This window comes from Aphanothece sacrum FPU1, from assembly GCF_003864295.1.
Classification (GTDB): domain Bacteria; phylum Cyanobacteriota; class Cyanobacteriia; order Cyanobacteriales; family Microcystaceae; genus Aphanothece_B; species Aphanothece_B sacrum.
This window is the reverse complement of record NZ_BDQK01000014.1, coordinates 218,070-240,079: the sequence shown is the minus strand read 5'-3', so window position 1 is coordinate 240,079 and position 22,010 is coordinate 218,070. Positions and strand designations below refer to the sequence as shown.

The window sequence follows — 22,010 nt, the reverse complement described above, 5'->3', positions numbered from 1 at the left end:
TCCCGATTTTTTTTGCTAAGTTTTCCTAGAAACGGTCTTGAAATCCTGTTTGATTGCTTATTAACCACTTGGGGTTTTCATTAAGCAACGGCAGCAGCAGCGCGATCAAAGTAGCCAGCGATTTCAGAAGCGATGGCAGTACAATCTCCACGGGTGATTCCGTTGGGATCATTAACGATAGCAAGAGCAGATTCTTTCATTTTGGCAACGCCAGCAGCAACAGATGCACCAGGAACACCTAAAGCAACATAGGTTTCACGAAGTCCGTTTAAACAACGATCTTCGAGGATGCTTGCATCGCCAGAGAAGGTAGCGTAGGTGACATAGCGTAGGATGATTTCCATGTCGCGCAAGCAAGCTGCCATGCGACGGCTGGTATAAGCATTTCCACCGGGATTGATTAACTGGGGTTGCTCAGCAAATAAAGCGCGAGCAGCGTTAGCAACGATGGTAGAAGCGTTGCTGGTGATGCGGTTAACAGAATCCATACGTTTGTTGCTTTCAGCAACCATAGCACTTAGAGCATCAAGCTGAGAGGTAGATAGATACTCACCACGGGCATCAGCTTGAGAAACAACTCTGGTAAATGCGTCAAACATTTAATTAATCTCCTACTTGACTTTTAGTTGAGTGGGAATGGAAAATAACAAGCCCCCTTTCGGGTTGATTATGCTGCTCTAGTAACCTCAACGGTTGCCAACAGTCTCTAATCTCCGCCATTTCCTCAGTTCCTTGCAAATTTTTTTAAAGAAACCTGAGAAAACATTATATGGTTATCTCGGAAATCAGGGAAGGCGGTTCAGAGGATCTTCAAGATAACCTGCGTTTTTCTTGCTTACCCTTCAAGATAATTTTATACAATGCCCTTGGGACATTATTTGTTACGTCTTATTAAAAAAAATCGACTCTTTTTGTAACGAAACATTAAGTCTTGCCCCTCTAATTTATGTTAACCTACCTCAAATCTAGTCAGTATACTTAGTCGTTAAGTCCCTTCTTCTCTTAAATCTACCGTTATTCACTCCGGTGCTTTACTTCTTAATCCTCTGTAATATTTCGCAATATATAGTCATAAAATAGGGTTTTCGTCTTCATTTTTCGATACAAAACTTTAAAATCTGTAAAATTACCAGGCCGGATCGCTGTAAATATTAATGGTGAGAGATTTAGTTCCTACCGGAATCGCGCTAATACAGGCACAGATGGGGGTTCCATCTTCTAACTCTACTTCACAAGCGTGACATGATCCCATTAAACAACCTGTAGGAATGAAGATTCCGGCTCGTTTAGCCACTTCTAACATTGGTTCACCCACTTGAGCCTCAATGGTAATATCATCAGGTAAAAATCGAACTTGAACTGTCATAAAACCTCCTTAACCCTTGTGATTGCTTCGCTCCACTTGGTTACGCTCGCAATAACATAACATAGTTTAATTATGACCACCTAAGCTGTTAAGCATCTAAATTACTTATTGGGGGGGGTGAGGGGGTGAGGGGGTGAGGGGGTGAGGAGAGGGTTTGATGGTTTGTTTCTTAGCATCATAATTGATAATTCATAATTGATAATTCATAATTGATAATTGATAATTGATAATTGATAATTGATAATTCATAATTCATAATTCATAATTCATAATTCATAATTCATAATTCATAATTCATAATTCATAATTCATAATTCATAATTCATAATTCATAATTCATAATTCATAATTCATAATTCATAATTCATAATTCATAATTCATAATTCATAATTCATAATTCATAATTGATAATTCATTTGGGTAAAACGGGTGTTAAATCGACAAATTCTTCAACTAAATCAGCTAGTGCGTCTAAATTAGCTTCTCGTTGTTCTCGATAATTAGCAATTCCTGTGGGTAAAGAGGGTAATCCTCGGCGATTTCGTAGATAATTTAACCAAGTGCGTCGCCAGGCCCCATTATCAAATACTCCGTGTAAATAACAACCCCAAATTGATTTAGATTCATTCACATAACCTAAATTTGGATCATCAAATAGAGGATTAATTTTGACAACATTAAATCTGCTTAAAGATTGACTTATCCTGGTTATTCCTTGATGAATTTCATACCCCATAATAGGTAATCCTGCTTGGGGATAATGGGAGTTAGTTTGTCTTTGACTCACAATTTTTTCTGAGGTAATAATGGTATCTAATGGCAACATTTTCAATGCCGTATACGAGACTTCATCTCCTTCTAATTGATCAGGATCAAATACGGTTTGTCCTAACATTTGAAAGCCGCCACAAATGCCAAAAATAACTCCACCTGCTGCCACATAATTTTGTAATTGTTGGGCCATACCGCTTTTATCAAGGGACATTAAATCTTTAATTGTAGTTTTTGAGCCTGGAATAATTACCGCATCGGGATAACCCAAAGACTCATTAAGATTTAGATAATTTAAAGATACGGTTTCTTCTGCATCTAGGGGATCAAAATCTGTAAAATTAGCAATATGAGGTAGACGCATTACAACAATATTAATGTCAGATTGAGATGAACGTGATCGCCTTTCTAATAAATCTAAAGAATCTTCTGCTGGTAATATAATGTCACGCCAAGGAATCACCCCTAATACAGGAATTCCGGCATAGTTTTCTAACCATTCAATACCAGAATCTAATAGCGATCGCTGTCCACGAAACTTATTAATAATAATGCCTTTAATTAAATTTCGTTCTTGTGGTTCTAACAATTGTAAAGTTCCCACCACATGAGCAAAAGCCCCTCCGCGATCAATATCTACGATTAAAATAGTTGGGGCGTTTAAATAACAAGCGACCCGCATATTAGTAAGATCTCGATGTTTAAGATTAATTTCTGCTGGACTTCCTGCCCCTTCACAGACGACAAAATCATATTCAAGGGCTAATCTTTCCAAAGATGAGGTAATAGCTTCCCAACCTAAATTAAAATAATTTTCGTAATATTCACTGGCCTTAGTTGTCCCGATTACTTTACCTTTAATAATGACTTGGGAGGTCATATTTCCTTGGGGTTTGAGTAAAATAGGGTTCATTTCTACTCTAGGGACAATTTTAGCGGCCCAAGCTTGTACAGCTTGAGCGTAACCGATTTCTCCGCCACTAGGGGTAACATAGGCATTAAGAGCCATATTTTGCCCTTTAAACGGGGTAACTTGCCATCCCTGACGGGCTAAAATGCGACAAATGGCTGCGGTAAGAAAAGATTTGCCAGCATGAGAAGTTGTTCCCACTACCATTATTGCTTTCATAGGCTTTATCCTGTTGACACTGCAACAGTTACTTTCCCATATTTATCTCCGAAATATTCTAACCATTGACGAAAAGTAGACCATGCAGCATCGTTAATACTTTTAGCTGAACGACGATTCTTAACCATGTTCTTGACACTTAAATCTTTATAGGCAATCAATTCGACCTCAAACAACTATATTTTTATGCTAATCTTTTGGGCGCAAAATGTCAAGGGCTGGGGACAGAAGCTAAAAACCTAACTAATATTATCTAAACTTACTCAAAGGTTGTGCTATCATGAACAAATGAGTAAGTTAACCATATCAGAAGCAGCTAAACTAAAGGGTGTAAGCGTATCAACTCTCTTCGTTGGGAATCCGAAGGTAAAATAATACCTGATAGGACTACCAACGGACATCATAGTTTTACTTTGGATGGTAGTATCAAAGTTGAACATCAAAAGATAAAAGTTCCTGTGATTGGTTGGTTAAAAACTTATGAGCGACTACCTTATGGATACAAGCCAACATCTGTCACTATTAGCCAAAAAGCCAATAGATGGTTTATCAGTTTTAAGATTGAGCTTGAACAGCAAACAACAGATAAACTTTATGATGTAGTTGGCTGTGATCTAGGTGTTAAATCTTTAGCTACTCTATCAACTGGCTTAGTGTTTGAAGGAGCTAAAAGTTATCGCAAATACGAAAAACAATTAGCAAGACTTCAATATCTAAGCCGACATAAAGTTCAAGGCTCAAACAATTGGAAAAAAGCTCAGAAGCAAATAGCTAAACTTCATTTTAAAATAGCTAATATTCGTAAAGATACACTGCACAAACTCACCACTTATTTGTCCAAAAACCACAGCAAGATAGTGATTGAGGATCTTAATGTATCAGGAATGTTAGCTAAGAGAAAATTGGCTAAAGCCGTTCAGGATATGGGTTTCTATGAGTTCCGAAGACAACTTGAGTACAAAACTAAATTGTTTGGTTCGGAATTAATAATAGCTGACCGATGGTTTGCTAGTAGTAAAACCTGTTCTAATTGTGGGCATAAAAAAGAAATTTTATCTTTAAATGAAAGAGTTTTTGAATGTGAAAAATGCTCTTTCAATTGTGATAGAGACTTGAATGCATCGATTAATTTAGCTTCTTTGGCGGTGAGTTCCACCGTGTCAGCTTGTGGACTGGTGAGTGCCGACACCGCCAGGATGAAACAAGAAGATAACATTAAACCTACCGTAGGTAGATTTGAGTAAGTTTATCAGAACGGGAGAGAAAGATAAATTAGTTTAGAAGGGCAGACTAAACCACCGAGTGAGAGTATTTAATAATCTTTCCCACCAAGAAGGTTCTTGCCAAATTTGCCGAGTTATCTCCCATTGAGCGGTTAATTGTCGTCCCAAGGGAGTTAGGCGAAAACTATCAGTAATTCCCTGTCCATCGACTTCTCGGCGTAATATTCCGACACTAATTAACCAGAGTAACTCTTTTTCTACCCTTTGTTCTGAAATAGATTTTTGAGTATATCTTTGTTGAACTCCTGTTTCTCCTGCGATGTTGGGGAGAGGAACGCTATTATCTTTCATGGCTACCCATAAGGTTAACTCAAAGGGAGAACAAAATAAAGCTCTTTGGGCCCTCTGTTGCGTGTGGGTTGAGTAGTTAAGGGGGAAAGTGTTCTGGGGTTGAGTTGGAGGTATCATAATCAGGGGACTCTAAGGATATAAAAGTTTTTTTTATCTTAATGATCAGGAATTACTTTCCTTAATATAATAAATGCTTAATAAATGCTAGGATTCACCTATAATTCCTAAGTATTAATACTTTTTTTGAAAAAACGAGTTAAATGAGCCTATCCGCAAACCAACTTAGAGTTACGTCTTCCCCTGACTTAACTCGCTGGCTGGAACAGCAAAACATCAGTATTGCTGCTACCACCTACCAAACTAACCGCCTTTTTTTTGTCAGTGGCCAAGCTAACGGAAGGCTGAAACTGCACGAAAGACTATTCGACAAACCAATGGGATTATATGTAGCAGCAAATCGCCTCTACATGACCACCCGTTATCAAATTTGGGATTTCCATAATCTTCTCGATAGTGGGGAAAAATCACAGGAAGCAGACCGCCTCTATGTCCCCCGCACCGCTTACACCACCGGGGATGTTAACGCCCATGAAATAGTATTAGACAATGCACAAAACGTGATTTTTGTCAATACCGATTTTAGTTGTTTAGCCACAATTAATCCCGATTATAGTTTTGTTCCCCTGTGGCGACCCTCATTTATCTCGAAATTAGTGCCGGAAGATCGTTGTCACCTCAACGGTTTGGCTATGGTGGAGGGCAAACCTGCTTATGTCACTGCCTGTAGTGCCACAGATACGGCGGCTGGATGGCGTAATCATCGCCTTGATGGGGGAGTCGTCATAGATGTTAACCACAACGAAATTATTGTCACAGGTTTATCCATGCCCCATTCTCCCCGTTGGTATCAGGGGAAATTGTGGTTACTCAATTCTGGGACAGGGGAATTTGGCTACATCCAAGATCAACGCTTCGATCCTATCATATTTTGCCCTGGATTTGTGCGCGGGTTAGCCTTTTGGCAAAACTTTGCCTTTGTCGGACTATCTCAATTACGTTCTCAGAGTTTTAGCGGCTTACCTCTAGAAAAACGCCTTATGTCTGAGGGAAATCGCCCCCAATCTGGGTTAATGGTGATTGACTTACAAACGGGTAAAACCCTGCACTGGCTATATTTTCAGAGTATAATTGAAGAATTGTTTGATGTAGTGGTTTTGCCTGGAGTTAGTCAACCTGAAACGATTGGGTTACAGGGGGATGAAATTCAACGATTGGTGACGTTTCCTGAGAGTGGAGGCATTGTTATCACCAAACCTACGGCCAAACGCCCCAGTAAGGGCGCAACTCCCCCTATTGCCGGTTTACCCCAACCTACTGAGGCGATCGCACAATTACCGACAGATCAGCCAATTTCCCCTGTAGGGGCGCAAGGTTTGGCATCAGAGGTTAAATATCAACGGGTGTATCACCTCAATAGCAGTAATGCCCTAGATTACGATGAATTGACCTTTCCTCGGTTACGGCAGCGTTGGCAAAAAACCCCACCCCAAGGGGAATTAACGGGACTTTCGGCTTCTATTAACGGGTCAATAGTGGGATTGGCGATCGCCGAACGTTTAAACGTGGAAACGGCGAAAATTATTTCTCTTTTTGTGTTGCCCGATTATCGAAAACAAGGGATTGGCACAAGGTTAGTGGCTTATTTGGAAAGGGAATTAAAGACTCAAGGCTTTCAAGAGTTAGTTTTGAGCTATTCCACCAGTTCCTCGACTCCTTTGGCATTAGAAGGGATTTTACAAAGATTACAATGGCAACCGCCTCAAATTACCTTACTGCTAGGCAAAACCACTACAGAAAATATTGCTAAAGTAGATTGGTTAAACAAGTTTCCCCTACCTCCCTCCCTTGAGGTATTTTCCTGGCCAGAGGCGGGTTTATCTTTGCCCGCTTCTGTGGAGAAAGACCGGCTAGAACCCTTGAATAGTTTGGGTTTGCGTCAGGGAAAGGAGGTAGTAGGTTGGGTGTTAACCCATCGGGTAGCACCTGATACCATTCGCTATACCACTTGGGAGGTAGCTAAACCCTTCGAGAGTCGGGGGCGAGGGATTTCCCTGTTAGCTGAGGCGATACGTCGTCAAATTAACAGTGATGTTCCGTATCTTACGGGTTCGGTTTCTCACCATTATCCCCGTTTGTTGCAGTTTGTCGGACGACACCTAATGCCCTATTTAACTGGGGTGGGGGAAGTGCGACAGACGAGTAAATTGATTAAATCTTCAGAGGAAAACTAATTCATGGCTGATCCTATATTCAATCCCCAAACCAACTTCGGACTGACGGATGTGGGGTATAATTCTGCACCCACCTTTGCCGATATCGATGGGGATGGGGACTTAGATGCTTTTGTGGGTGCTGATGAAGGCAATACCGACTTCTTCCGCAACACGGGAACCGGGTCTGTTCCCAGCTTCACCTTTGAGACCACCAACCCCTTCGGACTGACGGATGTGGGATTTTATGCTAAACCCACCTTTGCCGATATCGATGGGGATGGGGACTTGGATGCTTTTGTGGGTGAGAATTTCGGCAATACCCGGTTCTACCGCAACACGGGAACGGGGTCTGCTCCCAGCTTCACCCTTGAGGCCACCAACCCCTTCGGACTAACGGATGTGGGGTATGTGGCTACACCCACCTTTGCCGATATCGATGGGGATGGGGACTTGGATGCTTTTGTGGGTACTGTTGACGGCAATACCCGGTTCTACCGCAACACGGGAACGGGGTCTGCTCCTAGCTTGACCCTTGAGGCCACCAACCCCTTCGGACTGACGGATGTGGGGTATAATTCTGCACCCACCTTTGCCGATATCGATGGAGATGGGGACTTGGATGCTTTTGTTGGTGCTGCTAACGGCAATACCCGGTTCTACCGCAACACGGGAACGGGGTCTGCTCCCAGCTTCACCCTTGAGGCCACCAACCCCTTCGGACTGACGGATGTGGAGTATTTGGCTACACCCACCTTTGCCGATATCGATGGGGATGGGGACTTGGATGCTTTTGTGGGTGAAAGATACGGCAATACCCTGTTCTTCGAGAATATTGCCCCTACTACCCCCGTTAATGATGCTCCTGTTGGTTCACCAACTGCTACTTTAAGCAATACGGCTGAAGATACACCTATCACGATTACAGCAGCTAACTTATTAGCAGGGTTTAGCGATGTAGATGGTGATACCTTATCCGTAGTCGGTTTAACTTCCAATAACGGCACTTTAGTTGATAACGGTAATGGAACTTATACTTTCACCCCAACTGCTAACTTTAATGGTGCAGTTAATCTAACCTACGGTGTGAGTGATGGTACGGCAACCTTAGCCGATCAAAGCCAAACCTTCTCTGTAACGCCCGTTAATGATGCTCCTGTTGGTTCACCAACTGCTACTTTAAGCAATACGGCTGAAGATACACCTATCACGATTACAGCAGCTAACTTATTAGCAGGGTTTAGCGATGTAGATGGTGATACCTTATCCGTAGTCGGTTTAACTTCCAATAACGGCACTTTAGTTGATAACGGTAATGGAACTTATACTTTCACCCCAACTGCTAACTTTAATGGTGCAGTTAATCTAACCTACGGTGTGAGTGATGGTACGGCAACCTTAGCCGATCAAAGCCAAACTTTTTCTGTAACGCCCGTTAATGATGCTCCTGTTGGTTCACCAACTGCTACTTTAAGCAATACGGCTGAAGATACACCTATCACGATTACAGCAGCTAACTTATTAGCAGGGTTTAGCGATGTAGATGGTGATACCTTATCCGTAGTCGGTTTAACTTCCAATAACGGCACTTTAGTTGATAACGGTAATGGGACTTATACTTTCACCCCAACTGCTAACTTTAATGGTGCAGTTAATCTAACCTACGGTGTGAGTGATGGTACGGCAACCTTAGCCGATCAAAGCCAAACTTTTTCTGTAACGCCCGTTAATGATGCTCCTGTTGGTTCACCAACTGCTACTTTAAGCAATACGGCTGAAGATACACCTATCACGATTACAGCAGCTAACTTATTAGCAGGGTTTAGCGATGTAGATGGTGATACCTTATCCGTAGTCGGTTTAACTTCCAATAACGGCACTTTAGTTGATAACGGTAATGGGACTTATACTTTCACCCCAACTGCTAACTTTAATGGTGCAGTTAATCTAACCTACGGTGTGAGTGATGGTACGGCAACTTTAGCTGGTCAAAGCCAAACCTTCTCTGTAACGCCCGTTAATGATGCTCCTGTTGGTGTTAACGACACTGCTACCACTGGCTTCAATACTACCGTCAGTATCCAAGCTAGTACCCTACTGGCTAATGATACCGATGTTGATAACAGCGTCTTGAGTATCACTGGTGTCAGTGGTGTCACTAACGGCACTGCGGTACTTAACAATAATGGCACTGTCAGCAACACCGCAGATGATTATATTCTCTTTACCCCAATTCGATTCAGTGGTAATGCCAGCTTTAACTACACCCTCAGTGATGGTAGTTTGACTGGTACTGCTACCGTTACGGTGGCTGTCGGTGGCAGCCTTACAGGTACTAACAAACCAGATAACCTGGTTGGTGGTAATGGTAACGATATCCTCAACGGTGGCAATAGTAACGATACCCTCGACGGTGGTAATGGTAACGATATCCTCAACGGCGATAATAGCAACGATATCCTCTATGGTGGTAGCGGCAACGATACCCTCAACGGCGGTAATGGTGAGGACCTCTTGTATGGCGGTATTGGCAACGATGTCCTCAACGGCGATAATGGCAAAGATACCCTTTATGGTGGTCTTGGCAGTGATACCCTCACCGGTGGCAACGCTCAAGATGTATTTGCCTATACTGGTGGGGATGGTTCTGATACCATTACTGACTTCGTTAGGGGTGAAGATAAAATCGGACTGTATAACGGTTTGAGCTTCGGGCAACTGAATTTCTCAGGAAGCACTATTCGGGTGGCTTCCACTAATGAAATTTTGGCAACCCTGACTGGTATTAATACCACGACCCTAATTGCGGCCGATTTCGTCAACATCTAGGATTACAGGCTGTTCTGGTTCTTGGTGGGGCATAGATTTTGCCTCACCCTGAGCCGTATTTCTGTACCCGTGATGTGTCCTACTCAAATCTTACACCTGATATCAAAAACCCGATTTAACCCTGTAGGGGCATGGCATTAACAATCTGTGAAAATTACCATAATATTAATGTTGCCATGCCCCCTATTCAATGAAAATTATTTTGATTTGGGCATGGCATTTTGAAAATTTTGGTTTTATCAACAGGTTATCATTGCCATGCCCCTACATTTATTCTCTGATTTGGCCATGGCATGGCGTTGATAATCTATTGTTTTAATTGTCTTTATTTGTGTTTTCTGACAGCACCCTACAGGCGCACACATTTTCCATTATCTATATAATATCATGTCAAGTCAACCTAGTCAAGCAAAATTTTGCTCAAAAATACTGAATTTGCCATAGAGATGGGGTAATGGGGTTTTTCTTTATTCTATGTCCTAATCGCCTTGGCGATTGCTATATTATGAAAACTAAGTTTTGACTTTTAATTTGTTGTAACTCCTTCTAATTCTTCCTCAGTCAAATCATATAAATTTCGCAATTTTTCGATAATTTCTTCATCTGTATCCCAGAAACCTCGTCCATTTGCTTCGATCATTCTTCCCACAATATTACGAAAAGCTTCGGGGTTTGCTTTGCGTAATTTTTCTGCCATTTCTTTATCTAAAGCGTAAGTTTGTGCAGCTTGATCATATACCCAATTATCTTTAAAATTAGCTGTTCCTCCCCATCCTATTAAGGCCGTCATGCGTTGAGAAACTTCATAAGCACCCCCTGAACCTTGATTAACCATTGCTTCTGCCCATTTTGGGTTTAATAATTTGCTACGATATTCTAATCTTAATAAGTCTTCTAATTTGCGGGGATTAGTATCTTTAGAAAAGCTTTCAACAAAACTCGCAGTTACTTGTTTACCGCTTTGTTTTTCTGCCGCTAATTTTAATCCACCTGTATTAGCATAATATTCTTGAATATCTGTTAAACCATATTCTACTGAATCAATTTCTTGTACAATTCTTTCACTGGTTTTTAATAGTTGATTGAGAATTTCTGGTCTTGCTTGTCCTTTATCTTGTCGTCCATAACTAAACACATTGCGTTTTTCCCAAGTATTAGCTAATTCGTCTCCAGATTCCCAGTTTCCGTCCACTACTTGATCATTAACTAACGATCCAAAATCTCCCGCAGGATTAGAAAATAATCGCGCTGAAGCATTTTCTACCCCTTGTTGTTTTAACTGTAAATAATGTTTACGAATAAAGTTCTTTTCTGGGGGTTCATTTGCTGTTGCTGCACGTTGAAATAAGTCGTCCAATAATTCAATAATATTGACAAAAGTATCTCGGAAAATCCCTGATAAGTTTGCTAATACATCAATGCGGGGATGTCCTAATTCTTCTAAGGGTTTTAATTCATAACGAACAACTCGGCCAGTCCCTTCTTTAATGGGTTCTGCACCCACTAATTCTAATAAAATACCTAAAGATTCACCTTTGGTTTTAATAGCATCTAAACCCCACAATAAAACTGCTATTGTTTCAGGATAATTATGATGTTCGTCTAGATGTTGTTGTATGGTTTTCTTGGCAATTTCTTTTCCTCTTTCATAAGCAGCAGGAGACGGCATTCTATAAGGATCTAAGGCGTGTATATTTCGTCCTGTAGGTAACACTCCTGTGCCATCCCTAAGCAAATCTCCACCAGGTGCAGGGGGAATATATTCTCCATTTAAACCTCGTAATAAATTGGTTAATTCTGCAGGTGTTTGCTTGAGTAAATCTCGAATATAAATAGCTTCTTGTATCGTTTCTGACCGTCCATTAGCTGATTCTAAAATATACTGTAATTCTGGCAATTCAGATGTAATAGCCTGTCTTTCCCTTTCTGTTAATTTTTCCGCAAAATAAGCTTCTAAATAAGAGTCTAACTGTTCTTCATTAGGCATTTCTCCCAAAGTATGTAAACCTGAAGAAAATAACCTTTGTTCGACAATTTGTAAATATTCATAGATCTTGACAAAATAATCATTTAATGCGTGCTTACTAAATAATTTAGCATTTTCAATAGTAAAATCAATGCCTAATTTTTGCCCTTCTTCAAACTTACAATCAGAGGGCAAACCTGAGTCTACAATTTTCTGAACAATACCTTCTCTAAGAATCTCATTTTTTTCGGTATCTTCTCGATATTCAGCAATTAAATCTCGCATTGTCATCAACTCTTTATATAACCCTGCTCGTCCATAAGGAGGTACATTATGAGAAATTAATACTCCATACCCCCTGCGTTTTGCTAATATCGATTCTGAGGGATTATTAGCCGCATAAATATACAAATTAGGCATATTACCTAATAATATATCAGACCAAGAATATCCCGTATTTCCTAAAGGTGAACCTGGCAACCATTCAACGGTTCCGTGCATGCCAAAATGGACGATAGCATCAGCGCAGAATTCATTTTGTAACCACTTATAAAAGGCTGTATATTGAGGATGAGGAGTCAAATCTTTTTCAAACATTAATCGCATGGGATCACCTGAAATACCTAATGGTGGTTGTACTCCTATCCAAACATTTCCTAATTGAATTCCCCCGATTTGAAACTCATCCCCATAAGTTTTAATTCCCGTCTCTGTTAAGGATTTCCATTGCTTTTCAATCCGACTTATTAACAAATATCCCAACCATTTTTCCAACTTTTTAACACTAACACTTGCGCCATCTTCCCTGTCTTTGCGCGAGATAATTCCCTCATCGGCTATCTTAACCTTCTCAATCAAAACCTCTCCATCTTCCGGTAATTCCCCCACATTATAACCCTGTTCTTTTAAACCATTTAATAACTTTAACAAACTACGAGGAACATTTAATAAAGCTGCCGTTCCTGTTGCCCCATATCCAGGGGGAAACCCATATAGAATAATAGCAATTTTTCTATTTTTAGACGGAGTTTGACGTAACCTAATCCAACTTTTAAGTCTTCCCGTTAACCGTTTAACTCGTTCAGGAATCAGATAAATATCATTACCGACTAACCCTCCTAATGGCACTGTATCTATTGCCCCATCTAACTCAGGTAAAGCATATAAAACAACACTTTGTAAACCTCCAATTCCTTGTCTTGTCCAAGAATGAATATCTTGAATTAATAAAGGTGCAGCTACCAAATAAGGGATATTTTTGGCTGTTAAAATGCGTTTAGCTACCTCTACTTGTCGCCCTGCTTCCATTGAACCTGCGGGACCTCCCACTAGAGGAAAGCCTATGGTAGAAACAATTGCATCTACTTCTATGGCATCTTTTGCTAAAGATCTAATTTCTATATTTCCTAATTGTCGTTGTTGAGTTTCATAAGTTGTGGTTAACCAATCTCTCACAACTACATGACCTTCAACTCCATTAATAAAAATGGGAACTGGTATTAATCCTTGTTCTTCAAAGGAATTAATTAATTGAGCAATATAAGGTTGTTTTGTAATAACGTGCTTACGATATAACAGTATGCCAATAATTGGTAACTTTAATGATTTTTGTTGTTGATACCAGTTTAAATAGTCACGGGGAGAGGTAAAATAACCGTCATATTCAGGATGGAGTAACCCCATATTTGGGGTTTCAATAGGTTCGGGAATTTCTTCAATCTTTAAGCCTAAATATTTATCAGCTATAGTCCAACACATGGCGGCAAAATTTTCGGTTCCACCTGCATTCCAATAACCATAAATAATTAACCAGTTGCGTAAGTCTTGAACTTTTTTTGCCGGAATAAATTTTAATAGTTTGGGGCCAGTTTTCAGAAAACTTAAATAACCCACTAATTTATCTTCTTCTTTCCCACTAGAAAATTTACTCAAAATAAATTGAATAGGTTTAGGCATTCCTTTGGGTTTATCCCCAATAACAAATTTACCTAATTGTGTTAAGCTAATCAGTTCTAATGCTGATTCAAAAACTAAGCGAATGGGTATATTTTTTGCCCTTTCTCTTAACCAAATTACTTGATCATAATCAAAGATTAAACTAGCAAAAAAGACATCTGCATCTTTTAGCGCATTTTCGATGATTTCCGGTTCTTGGGTGAGTGAGCGATCGCTAAATACCTGTATATTTAAGTCAGGACAACGCGATTGAGCTAATTGTGCTGCTTGACGGTACAAGTCAATATTAAACGATTCAAACCCGGTAATGACGACGATGCGTGGCATATTCCTAATCCGTAAAGTTTTGTTACAGCCTTACTTACATTATAAGGGTTGCCACGGTCAAAATGGGTTCTACTAGACTTACTATGGTAAATTAATAATGAATAAAAGGCTAAAGCCTTATCCTATAGAAACGAAGTCCGACGAGCGCGGACAGCCATTATAGGTTGCGTAGGCAACCTTTGTTTCTATAGCTTAACTCTGAGCGAGTTAAATTCGAGAATCATTGATTCATGTAAAAAACCAAGGCGGGTTTATCTAGTTTTTTGCTGAGAATCATGGGTTTATGTAAAAAAACCGCCCCTACTACAAATTTTGTGTAATTAATTTTGTCTACCTACTTAACTAATAACTAATAACTAATAACTAATAACTGATAACTGATAACTGAAATGACTGACTTTACCCTCTCCTGTCCCATTCCCCTCGATCAATATCCTCAAATTTTACTTGCTCATGGTGGAGGGGGTAAACTAATGCAGCAGTTAATCGAAAAGATGTTCTTTCCTGCCTTCAAAACCACTAATCCTAGTCCTCCTCATGACTCCGTAGTAGTCAACCTTCCTACCTCTAAAATTGCCTTTACAACGGATTCTTATGTTATACATCCCCTATTCTTTCCAGGAGGAAATATTGGTAGTTTAGCTGTCAATGGAACCGTTAATGATTTAGCCATGAGCGGAGCCAAACCTCTATATTTAAGTGTAGGATTTATATTAGAAGAAGGACTGCCCATGGAAACTCTATGGCGTGTGGTTAAATCTTTACAAGAAACCGCCCTAACTGCCCAAGTTCAAATTATTACTGGAGACACAAAAGTAGTTGATCGCGGTAAAGGCGATGGTATTTTTATTAATACTGCCGGAATAGGAATTATTGAACATAATCAGGTCATTGCTCCCCAAAGTGTTCAACAGGGTGATATAATATTGCTTAGTGGAGATCTAGGCCGTCATGGTATCGCTATTATGGCAGTCCGAGAAGGCTTGGAATTTGAAACTACCATAGAAAGTGATTGCGCCCCTCTTGCTCATTTAATCTTAGAAATGATAGAGGCAGGGGTTAGTGTTCATTGTCTGCGGGATCTTACCAGAGGTGGGTTAGCCAGTGCCTTAAATGAAATTGCCACCAGTGCAGGTGTAACCCTGAAAATTGATGAGACAGTAATTCCAGTTAGGGAGGATGTACAGGGTGCTTGTGAAATTTTGGGATTTGATCCCCTATACGTGGCTAATGAAGGGAGGTTTGTGGCTTTTGTTCCCCCCAACTCTGTCGAAACTGCCTTAGAAATTATGCGAGCGCATGATCAGTCTTCTTGTATCATTGGTCAAGTAACCGGAGAAGGGAGTGGAATGGGGTTAGTAACAGTCAAGAGTAAAATTGGCGCAAGTCGCATTGTTGATATGTTAAGCGGGGAACAATTACCCAGAATTTGTTAACAGGGTAGGGGTCAATGGCCGTTGACCCCTACGGATGGCCTTGTGTGACCTGATTTACTTAGACTGCGCGAAACTAAGATCTCTGTGACGAGTTGTTATTGTTTTTGCTTCTTCTGTGGCAATTTCAGCCGCTAAAGCGGTCATAGGTGACACAGTTTTTTTTACCCCACCATTCATTGATGGATGCTTAGCTTTGAGGTTTCTCTGATATTTACCAGTGGGACTATTATTGACTAGACTATAAGCCTTCCAGTTGCTTTCTAGACTCCATTGGGGGTCATCCGTCACCACTAACACTCCTCCAGGGGTGAGAGACTCACAAGCAGTCGCTTGAAGACAAAATTGGGCCCAAGGCGATCTTAACAGAAAGACAGGAACTAATTTCCCGTCACCACTTCCATTAGTATAACCCGTCAGAAAGCGATTTTCTTTAATCATCGGTCTCAGTTGAGGGTGTTTTTCTAAAAGCAGCAAGACTGAATGAGAGACCATAATTTTATTACCCAATTAATTTAACTATTGAGTCATCACAGAAAACCCTGATTAGACTTCTTGCTCATTAAGCATAAAGAGGGATGCCCCTTACTTTTCGTATCCAATGTAACGAAAAAGGGCTTTTTTGCTCAATGTTATCTAACTTTGACAAAAATCGTCTTAAATTAGGGTTAATCCGTTGGATATGTAACTGTTTGCTAAGATGAAATTAAATTAAAGATTTACTTTAACTTCTTTGTTGATTACTTCATGCCTCACAACCCATTGAAATCCTGCCTTGGAGTCTTTTTTAACTTACAGATTCTAGGTTAACCGGACTCACTTTAGCGCGATAAAGCAACTTGTCTGCTTGACGATAACCCACGTAACGAACCATAACTGCATCTCCTGGGTTAGCTTCTCCACTGCCTTCTAATAATTGATGATATTGAGGATCATAAGATACTTGTTCACCAACTGTACCATTCATTTCTAAACCCCATTGTTTGAGTAATTCGGTGATAGGTTTAACCAGAGGTAATAATTTTATTGCCGAGAGTTGGGGATTTTTTTTCGCTACTGCTGCTGCAGTTGGCCATTGCAATAACCAAGATTCTAATACCTGTAAACTTGCTTCCTGAAACTCTTGTTGTAGGATGTCTCGCTGTTGACTTAATTGCTGTTCTAGGTGTTGGTATTCTTGTTTAAGATGTTCTAATTGTCTACTGTTGACCCCTGGTGATGACTCCTGTGAAATTGCTACCATATCCACTAAGGACTCATCAGTGCAAAATTGACTAAGTAAGTATTCTAGGGAAATTTGTAAGGTCTTAGCGAGTTTAAGTAAGGTTTCCAGGGACATTTTAGCAATTAATCCCACTAACAGTCGGTTTAGCTGCCACTGAGACACTCCTGAAATTTCGCTCAATTCGTCAAAACTATTGATTTGAGCTTGTCCCATCAATTGAAACAAGGTTTGGCGGTTGGTGTGGTACGTCGTTGTCTGATTCATAAAAAATCCATTATTACCAATAACTAGGACAAAAGTTTTGCCAAAACCGACGGAGGCGCACGACGTAGCCGACACTTAATCGTTTCTTTACCCAGGCGTTAGTGAGCCTCAAAACGGTGGCAACCAGAAAACCCATAATATAGGTTTCTCTAGCAGAATATCTTTGATTACGATCATTTTGAGTTTACCTTAACTTGGTCACAGCGTCTTTAAATATAACTCATACTCGTTATGACTTGTATATAGAGTCCAGCCACATAATTGATGTCTAATGAATAAAAGGCTAAAGCCTTATCCTATAAAAACCAAGTCCAACGAGTGCGGACTGCCATTATAGGTTGCGTAGGCAACCTTTGTTTGTATAGCTTAACTCTGAGCAGGTTAAAGTCTATTATTTGTGATAATAAAGCCTAAAAAAGGGGTATTTAAAATGGTTTATGGGTTAACAATCGCTATGTATTACATCTGAGTAGACTACCAAAATCTCGGTTTTGTATCTGCTTCAGTGCTTCTTAAAAAGCACACCAGTTTAAGTTAATATTACTATTTAACCACTATTCTTAACCTTTATGGCGACTGCTATTGTTACCCTCAACAAGACTCCTAAACAAGAAAATTTAATTATTGAACCCCCTGTCACTGGTCTATCATTACAAGGAACCTTACAAATACCTGGAGACAAATCTATCTCCCATCGCGCTTTAATGTTAGGGGCGATCGCACAAGGAGAAACCATAATCGAAGGGTTATTATTAGGAGAAGATCCCCGCAGTACCGCCGAATGTTTTCGGGCTATGGGAGCGGAAATTTCCCCCCTAAACTCGCAAAAAGTCATCGTTAAAGGCATTGGTCTAGGAAAACTACAAGAACCCTTAGATATACTCAATGCAGGTAACTCAGGGACAACTATACGCTTAATGTTAGGTTTACTTGCTTCTCATCCGGGCCGCTTTTTCTGTGTTACGGGGGATGATTCTTTGCGATCGCGGCCTATGTCCCGTGTTATCAAACCTTTAGAACAAATGGGCGCGAAAATTTGGGGACGGAATCAAAATTCCTTGGCCCCGCTTGCTATCCAAGGACAAAGCCTCAAACCCATACATTATCATTCTCCCATCGCTTCAGCCCAAGTTAAATCTTGTATTTTGTTGGCCGGCCTCATGAGTGAAGGAGAAACCACAGTCACCGAACCTGCTTTATCCCGTGATCACAGTGAAAGGATGTTACAAGGGTTTGGAGCTACCATTATCATAGATCCTACCACTAATAGTGTCACCATTAGTGGAGGCCATGTTTTAACTGGACAAAAGGTGATCGTCCCTGGTGATATTAGTTCTGCGGCCTTTTGGTTAGTCGCTGCCTCTATTGTTCCCGGATCGGAATTACTAATTGACAATGTAGGCATTAACCCCACTCGTACCGGAATTTTAGAAGCTTTAGCTATGATGGGGGCCGATATTACCTTAGAAAATGAACGAATAGTCACAGGGGAACCCGTGGCCGACTTACGGGTTAAATACAGTAAACTTAAAGCTTGTACCCTGGAAGGGGCTTTAATTCCTCGTTTAATCGATGAAATTCCCATTTTAGCGGTGGCGGCTGTCTTTGCTCAAGGTACTACTATTATTAAAGATGCGGCCGAATTACGAGTCAAAGAAAGCGATCGCTTAGCGGTAATGGCGACCGAATTAAACCGTATGGGGGCAAAAATTACTGAATTACCCGACGGTTTAGAAATTACGGGAGGAACCCCATTAAACGGGGCCACAGTGGATAGTTATACCGATCATCGTATTGCCATGAGTTTAGCGATCGCGGCTTTAAATGCCAAGGGAGCAACTCAAATTGAGCGGGCCGAAGCGGCGGCCGTATCCTATCCCCAATTTATCACCACCTTACAGAAAATTATGAATTATGAATTATGAATTATAAATTATGAATTATAAATTATGAATTATGAATTGGGGGATAATTCATTAGACATCAAAATCATGAATTATAGACTCAAATCCTTAATGGTTAAGTCATTTCCTTTATAATTCATAATTCATAATTCATAATTTATAATTCATAATTCATAATTCATAATTTATAATTCATAATTCATAATTTATCTTAACACTTTAAGTCTAACGGGAATTCTGCCGGCCCCTAACGAACCAATAGCTCGAAAAGCCCCTTGAGATAAATCAATACTACAACGACAGCGATCAACAATACGAACTATAACACTTCTGCCATTTCTGGGGTTAGTCACTTTAACTTTAGTCCCCAAAGGTAAGGAAGGATGAGCGGCCATAGGTTGGTGGTTGCTGAACCGAACACCTGAAGCGGTTCTTCGGCCATGAAGACCAGAAGAATAATAAGTTGCTGTTTGAGCGTGTCCAGGAATAGAAGTCAACGCTATCATCAAGATAGCCAATCCTAAATTTTTCATTCTTACTAACTCCTCACAAGGGAACCTGTATAAGCCAATATACCTATTTATTTTGAATTTGTCCAGTTGACCTTTAGCAAACAGGCTAATATAAGCTCACAGCAAAGCATTAAGACCATTCCCCCTGGAAGCTTTGATGGGTTGTTTAGGTGTACGGACGGTTTTATCTAACATATTGATGATAATTGCCAAAATTTCGGCAAAACCCGCCCCTAGCTGCACTTGATCGCCCCTGAACTCCCATACTGGTCTAAGATATGTATTCCGTTCCTAATTCTGCTTCGTGTCCTATTCACCTTATAAAAAAAATCCCTCAAAACAATGTTTAAATATCTGACACAACTCCCAACTAGGACGGCTAAGTTTCCTTGTCATCTTTCCTTGTTGGGTCTATCCCTAATTGTGTTAACTTCTGTGGTCGCTTGTCAGGAACAGTCGGACTCTAAGTCCTCAGTCATGACTGTTAATGGGGTAGAATTGGTACAACAGGGCATCGAAAAAAGTCGTCAGGGAGATTATCAAGGGGCCGCGGCTAATTTTAGTACCGTTCTTAAAGGCAATCCCGAAGATGTTTATGCTTACTATAATCGAGGTTTTGCTTATAGTAATTTAGGGCAATTTGAAGAAGCGTTAGCGGATTTTTCCCAGGCCCTTAAACTTGATCCCAAAATGGTAGAAGCTTACGTCAACCGAGGCAATGTCTATTTACAAATGGGACAGGATCAAATGGCCATCGAGGACTATGTAAAGGCCCTTGAACTTAATCCAAAAGATGCCTTTGCTCATAATAATTTAGGATTAGCTTATTTGAATACGAAACGACCTAAATTAGCTCAAGAAGATTTTACCGAAGCTATTCAAATTGATCCTAACTATGGAGAAGCTTATTTTAATCGTGGTTTAGCTTATCTAGATCTTGGACAACCCAAAAACGCGATCTCTGATTTTCGTAAAGCAGCCCAACTTTGGCAAAAACAGGGAGATCACGAAGGATATAAAGCGGCCCTAGAGCAATTAAACTTGCTTAAGAACTTAAGTCAAAAATCCCCTCATCCTTGAATTTAAAATTTGTCTAAATTGCTTTCATTTTCCTCAATAATTAACCCTAAAACTAAAATTATTTTTTCTCTAAACTCCATGAAAGAATCGGTTATAGAACCCAAAATTAATCAAGTTGAAGAACTGGCTGATATTATCCGAGATCCCCTTCAAGAATGTATTCAAACCTTGGGATTAAATCAAATTCAACGGCATATTTTTTTATGTGCGGATCAAACTAAACCTAAATGCTGTTCTAAAGATGTTAGTTTAGTAGCTTGGGACTATCTTAAACGTCGCTTAAAAGAATTAGGACTCGATCAACCAACTCTTGATCAACCAAGCTCTATTTTTCGTACTAAAGCTAATTGTTTACGGGTTTGTATGGATGGCCCTATACTGGTTGTTTATCCTGATGGAGTATGGTATCGTCAAGCGACCCCAGAAGTTCTAGAAAGAATCATCCAAGAACACCTCATTGGCAATAAAATAGTAGAAGATTATGCTTTTATGATCCATACGTTACCTTAACTGACTTAAACAGGGAATAAATTTAGGTAATTTGTCAAGTTTCAAGCTCATTTTGTAATAAATGGGAAAAAAATCCAATAAACCTTTACTCAAAGCTGAGACAGTAGACAAGCTTGATTTAAGATAGTATTGATCTATGGAGAAATTTTCCCATTTTTAAATTATCATCAATAACAACTTATCTAACCCTTAAACTGAGAAAAAGAATGCCATCGCTTAAAGAAAATCCCAACAAAGATAATAAACACCTACTGCTGGTTGACGATGACCCCAATTTAATCTTACTCGTCAAAGATTATTTAGAATTCCAGGGGTATGAAGTTACTACCGCAGAAAATGGTCGAGAAGCATTAGAAATATTAGAAAAACAAATACCAGATATGATTATCTGTGATGTTATGATGCCAGAAATGGATGGTTATGCTTTAGTAGATAGAATTCGACAGGATGGACGTACCAGTTGGATTCCTGTGATGTTTCTTTCTGCTAAAGGACAAAGTCAAGATCGGGTTAAGGGACTTAATACCGGGGCCGATGTTTATATGGTAAAACCCTTTGAACCTGAAGAATTAGTCGCTCAAGTAGAGTCTTCTCTTAAACAAGCCAGCCGTCTGATGCGCCATAAGACGAAGACATCTCTAGATGATAGCACCAGAATTCAGGTTCCGAGTAATGTTGAGTTAACCCCTACTGAATTAAAAGTAGTACAATTAGTGGCTCAGGGATTAGCAAATCGAGAAATCGCCGAAAAATTGAACGTCAGTCAACGAACTATTGAAAGTCATGTTTCTAATATGCTCAATAAAACTAATTTACATAATCGCACTGAATTAGCTCGTTGGGCTATGGAAAGTAATATGGCCTGATGATAAAATTTGATTAAAGGGTGACAA

Annotated in this window: 15 protein-coding genes and 4 pseudogenes; 9 read left to right on the top strand and 10 right to left on the bottom strand. The window is 40.0% G+C overall.

Going from position 1 to position 22,010, the window contains the following annotated elements; genetic code table 11:
• Positions 1-80 precede the first annotated feature (80 nt).
• From cpcB to AsFPU1_RS23345, 4 genes and pseudogenes are all read right to left on the bottom strand, one after another.
• Positions 81-599: a C-phycocyanin subunit beta gene (gene cpcB, locus AsFPU1_RS17590; protein ID WP_124976025.1), complete on the bottom strand. Its 519-nt coding sequence runs from the start codon at positions 597-599 to the stop codon at positions 81-83.
• 527 nt (positions 600-1,126) lie between these two features.
• A complete protein-coding gene (locus AsFPU1_RS17585; RefSeq protein WP_124976023.1) occupies positions 1,127-1,366 on the bottom strand; it encodes a 2Fe-2S iron-sulfur cluster-binding protein in 240 nt (79 codons plus the stop codon).
• Between the two features lie 413 nt (positions 1,367-1,779).
• On the bottom strand, positions 1,780-3,267 hold the full coding sequence (gene cobQ, locus AsFPU1_RS17580; protein WP_124976021.1) for a cobyric acid synthase CobQ: 1,488 nt from the start codon (positions 3,265-3,267) through the stop codon (positions 1,780-1,782).
• 14 nt (positions 3,268-3,281) lie between these two features.
• Positions 3,282-3,431: pseudogene (locus AsFPU1_RS23345) on the bottom strand (RNA-guided endonuclease TnpB family protein); the annotation flags it as partial.
• A gap of 124 nt (positions 3,432-3,555) precedes the next feature.
• On the opposite strand from AsFPU1_RS23345, the pseudogene AsFPU1_RS23595 reads away from it, so the two are divergent.
• Positions 3,556-3,683: pseudogene (locus AsFPU1_RS23595) on the top strand (MerR family DNA-binding transcriptional regulator); the annotation flags it as partial.
• Positions 3,672-4,511 (top strand): annotated as a pseudogene (locus AsFPU1_RS17570) (RNA-guided endonuclease InsQ/TnpB family protein); the annotation flags it as partial. The pseudogenes AsFPU1_RS23595 and AsFPU1_RS17570, both read left to right, overlap by 12 nt.
• Positions 4,512-4,544: 33 nt before the next feature.
• Here the strand turns inward: AsFPU1_RS17570 and AsFPU1_RS17565 are convergent.
• Positions 4,545-4,958 carry an Npun_F0494 family protein gene (locus AsFPU1_RS17565; RefSeq protein ID WP_124976019.1) on the bottom strand — a complete coding sequence of 138 codons (414 nt, stop codon included), beginning with the start codon at positions 4,956-4,958 and terminating at the stop codon, positions 4,545-4,547.
• Between the two features lie 143 nt (positions 4,959-5,101).
• Here AsFPU1_RS17565 and AsFPU1_RS17560 point away from each other — a divergent pair, with 143 nt between their 5' ends.
• Together AsFPU1_RS17560 and AsFPU1_RS17555 are read left to right on the top strand one after the other, a co-directional pair.
• Positions 5,102-7,132 carry a TIGR03032 family protein gene (locus tag AsFPU1_RS17560; RefSeq protein ID WP_124976017.1) on the top strand — a complete coding sequence of 677 codons (2,031 nt, stop codon included), beginning with the start codon at positions 5,102-5,104 and terminating at the stop codon, positions 7,130-7,132.
• Positions 7,133-7,135: 3 nt separating this feature from the next.
• Positions 7,136-9,940, top strand: coding sequence for a cadherin-like domain-containing protein (locus tag AsFPU1_RS17555; protein ID WP_124976014.1), 2,805 nt, complete (start codon positions 7,136-7,138; stop codon positions 9,938-9,940).
• 526 nt (positions 9,941-10,466) lie between these two features.
• Here the strand turns inward: AsFPU1_RS17555 and bchH are convergent.
• Positions 10,467-14,189, bottom strand: a complete 3,723-nt coding sequence (gene bchH / locus AsFPU1_RS17550; protein WP_124976012.1) for a magnesium chelatase subunit H — start codon at positions 14,187-14,189, stop codon at positions 10,467-10,469.
• A gap of 389 nt (positions 14,190-14,578) precedes the next feature.
• Here bchH and hypE point away from each other — a divergent pair, with 389 nt between their 5' ends.
• A complete protein-coding gene (hypE, locus tag AsFPU1_RS17545; protein ID WP_124976010.1) occupies positions 14,579-15,625 on the top strand; it encodes a hydrogenase expression/formation protein HypE in 1,047 nt (348 codons plus the stop codon).
• 54 nt (positions 15,626-15,679) lie between these two features.
• On the opposite strand, the gene AsFPU1_RS17540 is transcribed toward hypE, so the two are convergent.
• The 3 genes and pseudogenes from AsFPU1_RS17540 to AsFPU1_RS23180 form a co-directional block, all read right to left on the bottom strand.
• Positions 15,680-16,117, bottom strand: a complete 438-nt coding sequence (locus AsFPU1_RS17540; RefSeq protein WP_124976008.1) for a hypothetical protein — start codon at positions 16,115-16,117, stop codon at positions 15,680-15,682.
• 292 nt (positions 16,118-16,409) lie between these two features.
• Positions 16,410-17,111, bottom strand: coding sequence for a helix-turn-helix domain-containing protein (locus tag AsFPU1_RS17535; RefSeq protein WP_124976006.1), 702 nt, complete (start codon positions 17,109-17,111; stop codon positions 16,410-16,412).
• A 23-nt stretch (positions 17,112-17,134) separates the two neighbouring features.
• Positions 17,135-17,251 (bottom strand): annotated as a pseudogene (locus AsFPU1_RS23180) (chromosome partitioning protein ParB); the annotation flags it as partial.
• A 429-nt stretch (positions 17,252-17,680) separates the two neighbouring features.
• Between AsFPU1_RS23180 and aroA the strand changes: the two are divergent.
• On the top strand, positions 17,681-19,036 hold the full coding sequence (gene aroA, locus AsFPU1_RS17525; protein WP_124976004.1) for a 3-phosphoshikimate 1-carboxyvinyltransferase: 1,356 nt from the start codon (positions 17,681-17,683) through the stop codon (positions 19,034-19,036).
• A gap of 185 nt (positions 19,037-19,221) precedes the next feature.
• Here the strand turns inward: aroA and AsFPU1_RS17520 are convergent, their stop codons facing one another.
• The gene (locus tag AsFPU1_RS17520) at positions 19,222-19,548 is read right to left on the bottom strand and encodes a septal ring lytic transglycosylase RlpA family protein (protein WP_124976002.1); all 327 of its coding nucleotides are present in this window, start codon (positions 19,546-19,548) and stop codon (positions 19,222-19,224) included.
• 321 nt (positions 19,549-19,869) lie between these two features.
• Here AsFPU1_RS17520 and AsFPU1_RS17515 point away from each other — a divergent pair, with 321 nt between their 5' ends.
• The 3 genes from AsFPU1_RS17515 to AsFPU1_RS17505 all read left to right on the top strand — a co-directional run bounded on the left by AsFPU1_RS17515 (position 19,870) and on the right by AsFPU1_RS17505 (position 21,983).
• Positions 19,870-20,607: a tetratricopeptide repeat protein gene (locus tag AsFPU1_RS17515; protein WP_124976000.1), complete on the top strand. Its 738-nt coding sequence runs from the start codon at positions 19,870-19,872 to the stop codon at positions 20,605-20,607.
• 78 nt (positions 20,608-20,685) lie between these two features.
• Complete coding sequence (locus AsFPU1_RS17510) at positions 20,686-21,117, top strand: (2Fe-2S) ferredoxin domain-containing protein (protein WP_124975998.1); 432 nt, start codon at positions 20,686-20,688, stop codon at positions 21,115-21,117.
• A 206-nt stretch (positions 21,118-21,323) separates the two neighbouring features.
• Positions 21,324-21,983 (top strand): response regulator transcription factor, encoded by a 660-nt coding sequence (locus AsFPU1_RS17505; protein WP_124975996.1) that lies wholly within the window; start codon positions 21,324-21,326, stop codon positions 21,981-21,983.
• The last annotated feature ends 27 nt before the right edge of the window (positions 21,984-22,010 follow it).